This is a genomic window from Tahibacter caeni (assembly GCF_024609805.1).
Taxonomy (GTDB): Bacteria; Pseudomonadota; Gammaproteobacteria; order Xanthomonadales; family Rhodanobacteraceae; genus Tahibacter; species Tahibacter caeni.
Genome location: NZ_JANFVR010000002.1, coordinates 1 through 13,165 on the forward strand (window position 1 = coordinate 1; position 13,165 = coordinate 13,165).

The following is a 13,165-nucleotide window of genomic DNA, read 5'->3' on the forward strand; positions in this document are numbered from 1 at the left end:
CCGCGCCTGCTCGTGCTCGGCGGCAGCCTCGGCGCGCAGGCGCTGAACACGCGCCTGCCCGAGGCGATCGCCGCACTGCCTGCGGACGCGCGTCCGCAGGTGCGCCATCAGTCCGGCGCGAAACACGCCGACGCGACGCGCGCGGCGTACGCCGCCGCCGACGTGGAGGCGAAGGTCGAACCATTCATCGACGACATGGCCGCCGCGTACGGCTGGGCCGATCTGATCGTCTGCCGCGCGGGCGCGCTGACCTTGGCCGAGATCGCCGCGGCCGGCGTCGGCGCCGTGCTCGTGCCGTATCCGCATGCGGTCGACGACCACCAGACGCGCAACGCGGGCGCCTTCGTCGACGCCGGCGCCGCGCTGCGCATCGCTGAGTCCGATGCGACGCCGGTGCGGCTGTGCGGCGAGCTCGGCCGCCTGCTCGCCGACCGTGCGGCGCTGCTCGCGATGGCGCAGGCCGCGCGCGGGCTCGCGAAACCGCAGGCCGCCGCGACGATCGCCGATCATTGCCTGGAGGTGGCCGCATGACGCCGCGCCGTCTCGCTCCGCAAGACGACATCACCCAGGCGCTGCGCCGCGTGCACTTCGTCGGCATCGGCGGCGTCGGCATGAGCGGCATCGCCGAAGTGCTGCACAACCTCGGCTATGACGTGTCCGGTTCCGACAAGGCCGACTCGGCCACGACGCGCCGCCTGGCCGGACTGGGGATACGCGTGGATCGCGGCCATGCCGCCGAGCACGTCGCGAGCGCCGACGCGATCGTCGTGTCGAGCGCGATCAAGGCCGACAATCCCGAGCTGCTGGCCGCGCGCGAACGGCGCATCCCGGTCGTGCCGCGCGCCGAGATGCTCGGCGAACTCATGCGCTTCCGCCGCGGCATCGCCGTGGCCGGCACGCACGGCAAGACCACGACGACGAGCCTCGTCGCGAGCGTGCTGGCCGAGGCCGGCCTCGACCCGACCTTCGTGATCGGCGGCCAGCTGACCGCGGCCGGCGCGAACGCGCGCCTGGGCACCGGCGAATACCTGGTCGCCGAAGCCGACGAATCCGACGGCTCGTTCCTGATGCTCTCGCCGATGGTCGCGATCGTCACGAACATCGACGCCGATCACCTGGAGAACTACGAAGGCGACTTCGCGAAGGTCAAGAAGGCCTTCGCCGATTTCCTGCACCGGCTGCCGTTCTACGGCCTGGCCGTGCTGTGCATAGACGACGCCGAAGTCGCCGCGCTCGCGCGCGAGACCACGCGCACCAACCTGACCTATGGCATCGCGAGCGACGACGCCGACGTGCGTGCGTTGAACGTGCGCCAGCAGGGCGCGCAGATGCTGTTCGACCTCGTGCTGCCCGGCGCCGACGCGCTCGTGCCGGTCACCTTGAACCTGCCGGGTCGTCACAACGTGCTCAATGCGCTGGCCGCGTCGGCCGTGGCCTGGCAGCTCGGCGTCGACGCCGCGGCGATTCAGCGCGCGCTGGCCCAGTTCCAGGGCGTGGGCCGGCGCTTCCAGGCGCGCGGCGAATTGCAGCTGGACGAGGGCCGCGTGGCCCTGGTCGACGACTACGGACACCACCCGAGCGAGCTGGCCGCGGTCTTCGCCGCGGCGCGCGGCGGCTGGAGCGACCGCCGTCTCGTCGTCGCGTTCCAGCCGCACCGCTATTCGCGCACGCGCGACCTGCTCGACGACTTCGCGCGCGTGCTCAGCGAGGTCGACGTGCTCGTGCTGACCGAGGTCTATCCGGCCGGCGAAGCGCCGATCGCGAACGCCGACGCGCGCGCGCTCGCGCGCGCCGTGCGTGCGCGCGGCAAGGTCGATCCGGTGCTGATCGAACATCCGCGCGAACTCAAGAACGCGCTGCCCGCGCTGCTGCGCGACCGCGACCTGCTGCTGCTCATGGGCGCCGGCGACATCGGCGCGGCGGCCGTGGAGCTGGCGGCGCTGGGCGAACTCAAGACCAAGGCGAGCTGATGCGAATCACCGATCCCAAACTGTTCGGACGCGTGGCCGTGGCCCTCGGCGGCAATTCGGCCGAGCGCGACGTGTCGCTGGACTCGGGCCGCAACGTGCTCGAGGCGCTGCGCTCGCGCGGCGTCGACGCGCATCCGGTCGACGGCATTCCGGCGCTGCTCGACGCGCTGCGCGCCGGCCATTTCTCGCGCGTGTTCAACATCCTGCACGGCCGCGGCGGCGAGGACGGCATGCTGCAGGGCGCGCTGCAGGCGCTCGGCGTGCCGTTCACGGGTTCCGGCGTGCTCGGCTCGGCGCTGACGATGGACAAGGTGCGCACCAAGGAAGTCTGGATCGCCAAGGGCCTGCCGACGCCGCGCTTCCGCGCCTGGCGCAAGGGCGAGGACATCGCGGCGATCATCACCGAGCTCGGCTATCCGGTCATCGTGAAGCCTTCGCACGAAGGCTCCAGCGTCGGTATCACGCGCGTACACGGCGAGGCCGACCTGCCGGCCGCGCTGGAGCTGGCCACGCGCTACGACGGCGAACTCGTGATCGAGCAGCTCATCGTCGGCGACGAGTTCACGGTCGGCATCCTCGACGGCGAGGCGCTGCCGAGCATCCACATCGTGCCCAAGGGCGAGTTCTACGACTATCACGCGAAGTACGTCGCCGAGGACACGCAGTACATCTGCCCGGGGCTGCAGGGCGAAGCCGAGCAGGCGATGCGCGCGCTCGCGCTCGCGGCGTTCCGCGCGGCCGGCGCCTCAGGCTGGGGCCGCGTCGACGTCATGCGCGACCGCGACGGCCGCAACTGGCTGCTCGAGGTGAACACGACGCCGGGCATGACCAGCCATTCGCTCGTGCCCAAGGCCGCGCGCGCGGTCGGCATCGACTTCGCCGAGCTGTGCTGGCGCATTCTCGAAACCAGCTTCGGAGATTCGGCGGCGTGAGCGCGACGGCGATCCAACGCCTGCTGGCCTGGGCCATCGCGCTGACGCTCGTCGCGCTGCCCGTGGTCGGCCTGCTCAACGGCTGGTACGCGGCCGATCGCTGGCCCGTGCGCCAGCTCGAGCTGCAGGCGGAATTCGCCAACGTCAGCGCCGAGCAGATCCGCGCGGCCGCCGCGCCGGCCATCGGCATCGGCTTCTTCGCCGTGGATCTGGCCGGCGTGCAGAAGAGCGTGGCGCAGCTGCCGTGGGTCGAGAAGGTCGAGGCGCGCAAGCGCTGGCCCGACACGCTCGTGCTGCGCGTCTACGAGCAGCGGCCGTACGCGCACTGGGGCCGCGAGCGGCTGATCAATCGCGAAGGCCGCCTGTTCCAGGTGCCCGGCGCGTCGGAGATCCAGAGCCTGCCGCGGCTGGACGGCCCCGACGAGCGCATCAACGACGTGATCGCGTTCTACAACGAGGTGCTCGCCGAGGCCAGCGGCAGTGGCCTGAACGTGGCCGGCGTCAGCCTCAGCGCGCGCGGCAGCTGGACCGTGCATCTGGACAGCGGCGCCGACATCGTCGTCGGCAACGAGCACGCGCAGGAGCGGCTGCGCCGCTTCCTGCAGATGTATCCGCGCGTGGCCGGCAGCGGCCGCGGCGCGTTCGAGTACGTGGACCTTCGCTACAGCAACGGCTTCGCCATGAAGTGGCCCGGCGACAAGGGCGCCGCGCCCGCGTCGGCGCCGCCTCCGCCCGCCAGCCCTGTTCCTCCGCCGGTGGAAGACGCATGAACCGCAAGACGGAAAAATCCCTGATCGTCGGCCTGGACATCGGCACGTCCAAGACCGTGGCCATCGTCGGCGAATTCCAGCCGGGCGAGCCGGTCGAGATCATCGGCGTGGGTTCGCACGCTTCGCGCGGGCTCAAGCGCGGCGTCGTCGTCGACATCGAGTCGACGGTGCAGTCGATCCAGCGCGCGATCGAGGAAGCCGAGCTCATGGCCGGTTGCGAGATCCGCTCGGTCTACGCCTCGATTTCCGGCAGCCACATCAAGGACGACAACTCCCACGGCACGGCGCCGATCCGCGACAAGGAAGTGACCCAGGCCGATCTCGACGCGGTGCTCAACGCGGCCAGCGCGCTGGCCATACCGGGCGACCGCTGGGTGCTCTACAAGGAGCCGCAGGAATACCTGATCGACGGCCAGGAAGGCATACGCCATCCGGTCGGCATGTCGGGCGTGCGCCTCGAAGCCAACGTGCATCTGGTCACCGGCGCGGCCAGCGCGGCGCAGAACATCAGCAAGTGCATACAGCGCTGCGGCCTGTCGGTCGACGAGCTGGTGCCCTCTGCGGTGGCCTCGGCGCGCGCGGTGCTGACCCAGGACGAGCGCGAACTCGGCGTCTGCCTCGTCGACATCGGCGCGGGCACGACGGACCTGGCCATCTACGCCCAGGGCGCGATACGCCATACCGCGGCGCTGCCGATCGGCGGCGACCAGGTCACCAACGACATCGCCCAGTTCGTGCGCACGCCGACGGCCAATGCCGAGGAGATCAAGATCCGCTACGCCTGCGCGCTCGCGCAGCTCGCGACGGCCGAGGAAACCATCCAGGTGCCCAGCGTCGGCGACCGGCCGCCGCGGCGCCTCGCGCGGCAGACCCTGGCCGAGGCCGTGCAGCCGCGCTACGAGGAAATCTTCGAGATGGTGCAGGCCGAGCTGCGCCGCTCGGGCCTGGAGGAGCTGACCCGCGCCGGCATCGTGCTGACCGGCGGCGGCGCCAAGATGGAAGGCGTGGTCGAACTGGCCGAGGAACTGTTCCACATGCCGGTGCGCCTGGGCGTGCCGCAGCACGTCAGCGGCCTCTCCGACGTGGTGTCCAACCAGATCCATGCCAGCGGCGTGGGCCTGCTGCTCTACGGCGCGGGCCGCGAAGCCGTGCGCCGTCCCTCGGGCGCCGGCGTCGCGCGCGTCGGCGGGCTCTGGGACAAGGTGATGCATTGGTTCAAGGGCAATTTCTGACGACGGACATCGCGGCGCCGCTGGGGGCGGCGCCGGCAACACCCGCGGCAGGACGCCGCGGTGCGCAGCGAGACGCTGCGCGAACCGGAGAACGCGCCTGTTCTCCGTCCGGTCGGCGTGTCAGGGCGACGCGCGCGGCACACAACCAGCAAGTCATAAAACCGGAGGATGGGAGTCATGTTTGAATTCGTCGAAAAGATCGCGCCGAACGCGGTCATCAAGGTCATCGGCGTCGGCGGCGGCGGCGGCAACGCAGTTGCCCACATGGTCCAGCAGCACGTCGAGGGCGTGGACTTCGTCTGCGCGAACACTGACGCGCAGGCGATCAAGAACTCGGGTGCCAAGTTCAGCCTGCAGCTCGGCAGCAACGTCACCAAGGGACTCGGCGCCGGCGCGAATCCGGAAGTCGGCCGCCAGGCCGCGCTCGAGGACCGCGAGCGCATCGTCGAGATGCTGCAGGGCGCCGACATGGTGTTCATCACCGCCGGCATGGGCGGCGGCACCGGCACCGGCGCGGCGCCGGTCGTGGCCCAGCTGGCCAAGGAACTCGGCATCCTGACCGTGGCCGTGGTCACCAAGCCATTTCCGTTCGAGGGCCGCCGGCGCATGCAGGTCGCGCTCAAGGGCATCGAGGACCTGAGCCAGCACGTCGACTCGCTGATCACCGTGCCGAACGAAAAGCTGCTGACCGTGCTCGGCCGCGACGTGACCCTGCTCAGCGCGTTCAAGCAGGCCAACGACGTGCTGCTCGGCGCGGTGCAGGGCATCGCCGACCTGATCACGCGCCCGGGCCTGATCAACGTCGACTTCGCCGACGTGCGCACTGTCATGTCGGAAATGGGCATGGCGATGATGGGTACCGGCTCGGCCAAGGGCGACGACCGTGCGGTCGCCGCGGCGGAAGCGGCGATCAACAATCCGCTGCTCGAAGACGTCAACCTCGCCGGCGCCTGCGGCATCCTCGTCAACGTCACTGCGGGTCCGAACCTGACCATGCGCGAGTTCGACGAGATCGGCCAGGTCATCCACGGCTTCGCGAGCGAAGACGCGACCGTCGTGATCGGCACGGCGCTGGATACCGAGCTGCAGGACGAAGTGCGCGTGACCGTGGTCGCGACGGGACTCAACCGCGCGGCCGTGCGCCAGCCGGTCATGACGCGCCGCGAAGAGCCGCGTCCGCGTCTCGTGCTGCGCACGGGTACCGGCAACGAAGTCGTCGACTACGCCCAGCCGGCCGTGCGCGTCGCGGGTCCGGCCGCGCGCCAGGTCAGCGTCAGCGAGACCGCCGTCGCGGCGGAACCGGCGATGGACTACCTCGACATCCCGGCCTTCCTGCGACGCCAGGCCGACTGAACCGCGCGGCCTCGCCGCGCGTGTCCGGCGCAACGCCCCGCAGCCGAGGCTGCGGCGTTGCCGTGCCGGCCGTGTGAGGGGTTCGCGCAGAAAGTGTCAAAGACAGGTGACGACAGGCGCCGTCATCCGTCATGCTACGTCCTCCTGAAGGCGGCTTGCCGACGGCATGCCGCCTTTTTTTCGCCCTGTCGCACGCACGAGCCGACTCCGAAAAGGCCTGACCAGCCCTTAGCTTGATCGGAGCCTCTCAGCCAAAGGGGCGGCCAGACGCCAACGTATCGGCGCTGGCGGGGTTGCGAGGATGCAAGGATGGCCGCGTGAACCCGATGTGGATTCACAACAGCCGATTTGTTGTATCCGCGCAACAGATTGTGGGCCGGGCGCGTCGTTTTGCTTTTCTGTCATAAAGCCCTGTGCTAGCATCCGGCCCGTTTTGTTGGCTCCTGCCCCAGGGGACAAAAAAAGAATGATTAGACAGCGCACGCTCAAAAATGTAATTCGGGCGACAGGCGTCGGCATCCACACCGGCGAAAAGGTCTACATGACCCTGCGTCCGGCGGCCGTGGACACGGGCATCGTGTTCCGCCGCGTGGATCTGAATCCGCCGGTCGAGATCCACGCCCGTGCGGAAAACGTCGGCGATACCAGTCTCTCCAGCACCCTGACCAAGGAAACGATCCGGGTATCGACAGTCGAACACCTGCTGTCGGCGATGGCCGGCCTGGGTATCGACAACGCCTACGTGGACCTTTCGGCCTCCGAAGTGCCGATCATGGACGGCAGTGCCGGCCCCTTCGTTTTCCTGCTGCAGTCGGCCGGCATCGAAGAACAATCCAAGGCCAAGCGTTTCATCCGGATCAAAAAGCCGTTGACCGTCCAGGACGGCGACAAATGGGCCCGTTTCGAGCCCTTCGACGGCTTCAAGGTCGGTTTCTCGATCGACTTCAACCATCCGATCTTCACGGCGCAGACGTCCCGCGCCGAAATCGACTTCTCGACGACCTCCTTCGTCAAGGAAGTCTCGCGCGCCCGTACCTTCGGCTTCATGCGCGACATCGAAATGCTGCGCGAGCGCAATCTCGTGCTCGGCGGATCGATGGACAACGCGATCGTCCTCGACGACTATCGCGTCCTCAACGAAGATGGTCTGCGCTACGAGGACGAATTCGTCAAACACAAGATCCTCGATGCGATCGGCGACCTGTACCTGCTCGGACACAGCCTCATCGGCGCGTTCTACGGGCACAAGTCGGGCCATCAGTTGAACAACCAGCTGTTGCGCAATCTGCTGGCGGACACCAGTGCCTGGGAAGAGGTCTGCTTCGACGACCCGGCCACGGCGCCCATTTCCTACGCCCACCCTGCCCAGGCGATGTAGGAAAGCAACACCTCGCGGCTCCAGCCAGCCGCAACGCGACGCGGTCAGTCTTCCGCGTCATTGGAATCAGCGGGTTCGGCGAGGGACGCCATTCGTAGAAAGAGGGCCCTGAGTTCGGGGTCTGCCAGTGTGACCGCCGCCTTGCTCAGATGCTCGGCAGCGGTGTGTGAAAGCGGCTTCCGCCTTGCAGGCTCCGGGGGAACGGACGGCAAGGGTGCCACTTTGACGGCGAACGACTTGAAAGGCTGGCCGAGTGCCCTGTGCGCTTCGGCCAGGACCGGGGTCTGGTGAAGCCTGAGCTTCGCCGCCCAGGTCGAGGAGTCCGCCAGAAAAACCACGCGACCCTGTCGCGCATCGGCCAGGCAGCAATGCGGCCGCAGCGCGGGGGGAAGCGTCAGGCGCAAACGAAGATCCAGTGCTTCCAGCGCTCGCGCCCGCTCGATGAGCGACGCGACGGGGGAGGTCTCGCTGACCGGTTTGGGGCCGGTCGTCGGGCGCCGCGGCTTGGTCGCGGTTGTCGGGGGCTTGGTTCGCATCACGGAAACCCAGGCAGAATCAGAACGAATCGGGCATGAACATCATTATCGTCGCAAAGCCGCATGCGGTGCCGCAGACCATCGACCTCGGCTGCTGGCGTACCCGGCTCAAATGCGGAGCGATACTCGGCTGTGCCGCCCTTGCCTGCGCCCTGCTCGGTGTCAGCGTGGCCTACAGCGTGGCCGGTCCGAAGACGCGCACCCTGGCGGAAGTCCGCGAGCTGCGCGAACAGAGCGAAGCGCGGCTGCGCGAGCTCGAGCAGGTCAAGGAAAGCACGCAGCGCGACCTCGATGCGCTGGCCGTGAAGCTCGGTGCGCTGCAGGCGCACGCCACCCGCCTCAACGCGCTCGGCGAGCGCCTGACTCGCGCCGGCAAGCTCGATGACGGCGAATTCCGCTTCTCCGAAGCGCCGGCCGTCGGCGGCCCCGAAGATCCGCAGGCCCCGATCGCGCACACGGCGGCACCGCAGCTGACCGACTCCATCGAAGAGCTGCACCAGCGCTTCGTGCGCCAGCAGGCCCAGCTCGAAGTGCTCGAAAACCTGCTGCTCGACCGCAAGATCGAATCCGACCTGCTGCCCAGCGGCATGCCGGTCAACACCGGCTACATCTCCTCGTATTTCGGCGGCCGTCCCGATCCGTTCAACGGCGCCAGCGCTTTCCACTCCGGCATCGACTTCGACGCCAACACGGGTGCGGACATCCACTCGGTCGCCGAAGGCGTCGTGACCTGGTCCGGCACGCGCCCCGGTTACGGCAACGTGGTCGAAGTCGATCACGGCAACGGCTACATGACCCGCTATGCACACAACTCCCAGAACCTGGCCACGGTCGGCCAGCGCGTCCGCGTCGGCGAAGTCATCGCCAAGGTCGGCTCCACCGGCCGATCCACGGGATCGCACGTGCATTTCGAGGTCTGGCTCAACGGCAAGGCCGTCAACCCCATCGCCTACGTGCGCAGCCAGCGCAAGGCCTGACAGCGGGCTCTACGGCCGGCGGCCCTTGAATCCAGGGGTCGGCAACCCACCATTCTTTTCCCGACGCGGCCGCCGGCTTATCATCGGCGGTCCGCTCGCGCCTGCGCACCGCGCGGGCTTTGCGCGTTTCTTCCTTTCCTGCTGAGCGACCCATTCCATGTTCAACCGTCTCATGACGAGCCTTTTCGGCAGCCGCAACGATCGCGTGCTGCGCCAGCTCAACAAGGTCGTGGCGCAGATCGCCGCGCTGGAGCCGGCGATGCAGGCCCTGTCCGACGCGGAACTGCGCGCTCGCACCGACCTGTTCAAGCAGCGACTGGCCGAAGGGCAGACCCTGGACCAGATCCTGCCCGACGCGTTCGCGACCGTGCGCGAGGCCTCGGTCCGCGTGCTCGGCCTGCGTCACTACGACGTGCAGATGATCGGCGGCATGGTGCTGAACATGGGCCGCATCGCCGAAATGCGCACCGGCGAAGGCAAGACCCTCGTCGCGACGCTCGCGGTCTACCTGAATGCGCTCGAAGGCAAGGGCGTGCACGTGGTCACGGTGAACGACTACCTGGCCAAGCGCGACGCGGCGCAGATGGGCAAGCTGTACAACTTCCTGGGCCTAACCGTCGGCGTCGTCTACCCCGGCATGAACCACGCCGACAAGGCCGAAGCCTACGCCGCCGACATCACCTACGGCACGAACAACGAATTCGGCTTCGACTACCTGCGCGACAACATGGCCCTGTCCAAGGAGCAGCGCTATCAGCGCGGCCTGCACTACGCCATCGTCGACGAGGTCGACTCCATCCTGATCGACGAGGCGCGCACGCCGCTGATCATCTCGGGTCCGTCCGAGGAATCGCCGCAGCTCTACGTCAAGATCAACCGCATCGTCCCGAAGCTCGTGCGCCAGGAAAAGGAAGATTCCACGGTCGGCGACTACTGGGTCGACGAGAAGCAGAAGCAGGTGCATCTGTCCGAAGAGGGCATGGAGCACGCCGAGCAGCTGCTGCGCAAGGAAGGCGTGATCGGCGCCGACGAGGCGCTCTACGACGCCAAGCATCTCGTCGTCGTGCATCACCTGAACGCCGCCCTGCGCGCCAACGCGCTGTACCAGCGTGACGTCGATTACATCGTGCGCGACGGTGAAGTCATCATCGTCGACGAATTCACCGGCCGCACCCTGGCCGGCCGCCGCTGGTCCGACGGCCTGCACCAGGCCGTCGAAGCCAAGGAAGGCGTGCCGATCCAGCGCGAGAACATGACGCTCGCGACGATCACGTTCCAGAACTACTTCCGTATGTACAAGAAGCTGTCCGGCATGACCGGCACGGCCGATACGGAAGCCTACGAATTCCAGCAGGTCTACGGCCTCGAAGTCGTCGTGATCCCGACCCACCGGCCGATGATCCGCAAGGACTCGCCGGATCTGGTCTTCCTCAAGCACAAGCCCAAGTGGAACGCGATCGTCGAGGACATCCGCGACTGCCAGAAGCGCCGCCAGCCGGTGCTCGTCGGCACGGCGTCGATCGACGCGTCCGAATTCCTGTCCAAGATGCTGCAGAAACAGGGCGTCGCGCACGAAGTGCTCAACGCCAAGCAGCATGAGCGCGAAGCGCACATCGTAGCCCAGGCCGGCCGCCCCGGCGCCGTCACGATCGCGACGAACATGGCCGGCCGCGGTACCGACATCGTGCTCGGCGGCAGCCTCGACGCCGAACTGGCCGAGCTGCCCGAAGACGCCAGCGACGCCGAGCGCGCGCGCATCAAGGCCGAGTGGAAGAAGCGCCACGACGAAGTCATCGCCGCCGGCGGCCTGCACATCGTCGGCACCGAGCGCCACGAGTCGCGCCGCATCGACAACCAGCTGCGCGGCCGTTCGGGCCGCCAGGGCGATCCGGGATCGAGCCGCTTCTACCTGTCGCTCGAAGACAACCTCATGCGCATCTTCTCGCCCGACTGGGTCACGAAGTGGATGCAGATCTTCGGCATGAAGGAAGACGACGCGCTCGAGGACCGCATGGTCAGCCGGCAGATCGAGAAGGTGCAGCGCAAGGTCGAGCAGCACAACTTCGACATCCGCAAGAACCTGCTCGAATTCGACGACGTCGCCAACGACCAGCGCAAGGTCATCTACGAGCAGCGCAACGAGCTGCTGGAGCAGGACGACTTCACCGAGACCGCAGCGGCTATCCGCAGCGACGTGTTCGCCGACCTCGTGCGCAGCCACGTGCCGCAGCATTCGATCGACGAGCAGTGGGACGTGCCGGGTCTGCAGAAGAAGCTCGCGGACGATTTCGGCATCGAGATCGATCTCAAGCGCTGGCTCGAGACGCAGAGCGAAGCCGATTCGGAAGACGTGCTCGAACACGTGCAGGCGGCCGTCGACCGCTACTTCCGCGAACGCGAAGCCATGCTCGGCTCGGAGGTCATGCGCGCGCTCGAGCGCCACGTCATGCTGAGCACGCTCGACAACTGCTGGAAGGAACATCTGGCCAGCATGGACTACCTGCGCCAGGGCATCTATCTGCGCTCGTATGCGCAGAAGCAGCCCAAGCAGGAGTTCAAGCGCGAGTCCTTCGAGCTGTTCCAGTCCATGCTCGAGCGCATCAAGCTCGAGACCACGACCCTGCTCGCGCGCGTGCGCATCCGCAGCGAAGAGGAAGTGCAGCAGATCGAGGAAGCCCAGCGCCGTCAGCAGCAGCAATCGCCGCTGAACTTCGCCCACGCCGAAGCAAGCGGCTTCGCGAGCGAAGGCGAAGTGCTGGCGGCGACGGTCGCGGCGACTGCGCCGGCCGTAGCCCAGTTCAACCAGGGGCCGAAGGTCGGCCGCAACGATCCGTGCCCCTGCGGTTCGGGCAAGAAGTACAAGCAGTGCCACGGGCGGCTGGCCTGAGTGCGAAGACCTGAGGGAGTCGCCGCATGAACGCTGCGACGGCTCAGGCCGTGGCGGTGTCCGCCGCTGAGGCGGCGCCGGTCCACGTCGTCGCCGCGGCGCTGATCGACGCTGACGGTCGCGTGCTGCTCGCGCAACGGCCCGAAGGCAAGCACCTGGCCGGCTATTGGGAATTTCCGGGCGGCAAGGTAGAGCCCGGCGAGACGCCGCTGCAGGCGCTGCAGCGCGAACTGATCGAGGAAGTCGGCGTGCGCATCGGCGCGGCCGACCCGCTGATCCGCATTCCCTGGCGCTATGCGAGCAAGTTCATCCTGCTCGACGTCTATCGCGTGCTCGCCTTCGACGGTCAGCCGCACTCCTGCGAAGGCCAGGCGCTCAAATGGGTGCCGGCCGCGGCGCTGGATCCGGCCGAGATGCCGCCGGCCGATCACGCCGTCATCCATGCGCTGGCGCTGCCGCCGCACTACCTGATCACCGCCGAACCCGACGCCGACGACGCGGCGTTCCTGGCCCGGCTCGACGCGGCGCTGGAACGCGGCGTGCGGCTGGTGCAGCTGCGCGCGAAGCGCTGCGACGGCGACCGCCTGCGCCGCCTAGCGGGCGCCTGCCTCGCGCGCGTGCGCACGGCCGGCGGCCAGCTGCTGATCAATTCCCGCTGGGATCTCGTCGAGGAACTCGACCTCGACGGCGTCCACCTGACCGCCGCGCAGCTGTCCGGGTTCGCCGAGCGTCCGGTCGCCGCGCGGCGCTGGCTTGCCGCGTCCTGCCACGATGCGCGCGAGCTCGCGCTGGCCCAGGCGCTCGGCGTCGACTTCGCCGTGCTCGGCCCGGTCGCCGCGACCGCGAGCCATGCCGATCGCGAACCGCTGGGTTGGGATGCGTTCGCAGCCTTGTGCGGGGCGGCGACGGTGCCGGTCTATGCGCTCGGCGGCATGCGTCGCGACGATCTCGCGATGGCGCTCGCCGCCGGCGCGCAGGGCATCGCCGGAATTTCCGGTCTCGGTGGAGCCTGACGCGGCGTCGAGAAGACCGGCTCGTGTGCGTTTCTCGATCGAGCGGCGCCAGCCAAGCTCGCGCACGTTCTTCGGGCGCCGCGCGACCGGCGGCCGGGCTATCCCCGCCGGAATCGC

Annotated in this window: 11 protein-coding genes; 10 read left to right on the forward strand and 1 reads right to left on the reverse strand. The window is 68.4% G+C overall.

Annotated elements, in window-relative coordinates:
• The 7 genes from NON22_RS00285 to lpxC all read left to right on the forward strand — a co-directional run.
• The coding region (locus NON22_RS00285) for a UDP-N-acetylglucosamine--N-acetylmuramyl-(pentapeptide) pyrophosphoryl-undecaprenol N-acetylglucosamine transferase (protein WP_306673560.1) at positions 1–531 on the forward strand (531 nt) is incomplete at its 5' end.
• On the forward strand, positions 528–1,970 hold the full coding sequence (gene murC / locus NON22_RS00290; RefSeq protein ID WP_257384888.1) for a UDP-N-acetylmuramate--L-alanine ligase: 1,443 nt from the start codon (positions 528–530) through the stop codon (positions 1,968–1,970). The genes NON22_RS00285 and murC, both read left to right, overlap by 4 nt.
• Positions 1,970–2,902 carry a D-alanine--D-alanine ligase gene (locus tag NON22_RS00295; RefSeq protein ID WP_306673561.1) on the forward strand — a complete coding sequence of 311 codons (933 nt, stop codon included), beginning with the start codon at positions 1,970–1,972 and terminating at the stop codon, positions 2,900–2,902. Before murC ends, NON22_RS00295 begins: the two co-directional genes overlap by 1 nt.
• On the forward strand, positions 2,899–3,672 hold the full coding sequence (locus NON22_RS00300; RefSeq protein WP_257384889.1) for a cell division protein FtsQ/DivIB: 774 nt from the start codon (positions 2,899–2,901) through the stop codon (positions 3,670–3,672). The genes NON22_RS00295 and NON22_RS00300 overlap by 4 nt, the downstream gene beginning before the upstream one ends.
• On the forward strand, positions 3,669–4,904 hold the full coding sequence (gene ftsA / locus NON22_RS00305) for a cell division protein FtsA (RefSeq protein ID WP_257384890.1): 1,236 nt from the start codon (positions 3,669–3,671) through the stop codon (positions 4,902–4,904). The genes NON22_RS00300 and ftsA overlap by 4 nt, the downstream gene beginning before the upstream one ends.
• A 177-nt stretch (positions 4,905–5,081) precedes the next feature.
• On the forward strand, positions 5,082–6,257 hold the full coding sequence (gene ftsZ / locus NON22_RS00310; RefSeq protein WP_257384891.1) for a cell division protein FtsZ: 1,176 nt from the start codon (positions 5,082–5,084) through the stop codon (positions 6,255–6,257).
• A 466-nt stretch (positions 6,258–6,723) separates the two neighbouring features.
• The gene (gene lpxC / locus NON22_RS00315) at positions 6,724–7,635 is read left to right on the forward strand and encodes a UDP-3-O-acyl-N-acetylglucosamine deacetylase (protein WP_257384926.1); all 912 of its coding nucleotides are present in this window, start codon (positions 6,724–6,726) and stop codon (positions 7,633–7,635) included.
• A gap of 44 nt (positions 7,636–7,679) precedes the next feature.
• Here lpxC and NON22_RS00320 read toward each other — a convergent pair whose 3' ends face one another.
• Positions 7,680–8,171, reverse strand: a complete 492-nt coding sequence (locus NON22_RS00320) for a DciA family protein (protein WP_257384892.1) — start codon at positions 8,169–8,171, stop codon at positions 7,680–7,682.
• Positions 8,172–8,206: 35 nt separating this feature from the next.
• Here NON22_RS00320 and NON22_RS00325 point away from each other — a divergent pair, with 35 nt between their 5' ends.
• From NON22_RS00325 to NON22_RS00335, 3 genes are all read left to right on the forward strand, one after another.
• Complete coding sequence (locus NON22_RS00325; RefSeq protein WP_257384893.1) at positions 8,207–9,148, forward strand: M23 family metallopeptidase; 942 nt, start codon at positions 8,207–8,209, stop codon at positions 9,146–9,148.
• 157 nt (positions 9,149–9,305) lie between these two features.
• Positions 9,306–12,035, forward strand: coding sequence for a preprotein translocase subunit SecA (gene secA, locus NON22_RS00330; protein ID WP_257384894.1), 2,730 nt, complete (start codon positions 9,306–9,308; stop codon positions 12,033–12,035).
• Positions 12,036–12,061: 26 nt separating this feature from the next.
• Complete coding sequence (locus NON22_RS00335; protein ID WP_306673562.1) at positions 12,062–13,048, forward strand: Nudix family hydrolase; 987 nt, start codon at positions 12,062–12,064, stop codon at positions 13,046–13,048.
• Positions 13,049–13,165: the final 117 nt, after the last annotated feature.

Bases quoted from the DNA above. Each gene is read 5' to 3' on its own strand.
- lpxC (WP_257384926.1), top strand. From the start codon at position 6,724: ATGATTAGACAGCGCACGCTCAAAAATGTAATTCGGGCGACAGGCGTC.
- NON22_RS00335 (WP_306673562.1), top strand. From the start codon at position 12,062: ATGAACGCTGCGACGGCTCAGGCCGTGGCGGTGTCCGCCGCTGAGGCG.
- NON22_RS00325 (WP_257384893.1), top strand. From the start codon at position 8,207: ATGAACATCATTATCGTCGCAAAGCCGCATGCGGTGCCGCAGACCATC.
- murC (WP_257384888.1), top strand. From the start codon at position 528: ATGACGCCGCGCCGTCTCGCTCCGCAAGACGACATCACCCAGGCGCTG.
- ftsZ (WP_257384891.1), top strand. From the start codon at position 5,082: ATGTTTGAATTCGTCGAAAAGATCGCGCCGAACGCGGTCATCAAGGTC.
- ftsA (WP_257384890.1), top strand. From the start codon at position 3,669: ATGAACCGCAAGACGGAAAAATCCCTGATCGTCGGCCTGGACATCGGC.
- NON22_RS00295 (WP_306673561.1), top strand. From the start codon at position 1,970: ATGCGAATCACCGATCCCAAACTGTTCGGACGCGTGGCCGTGGCCCTC.
- NON22_RS00320 (WP_257384892.1), bottom strand. From the start codon at position 8,171: ATGCGAACCAAGCCCCCGACAACCGCGACCAAGCCGCGGCGCCCGACG.
- secA (WP_257384894.1), top strand. From the start codon at position 9,306: ATGTTCAACCGTCTCATGACGAGCCTTTTCGGCAGCCGCAACGATCGC.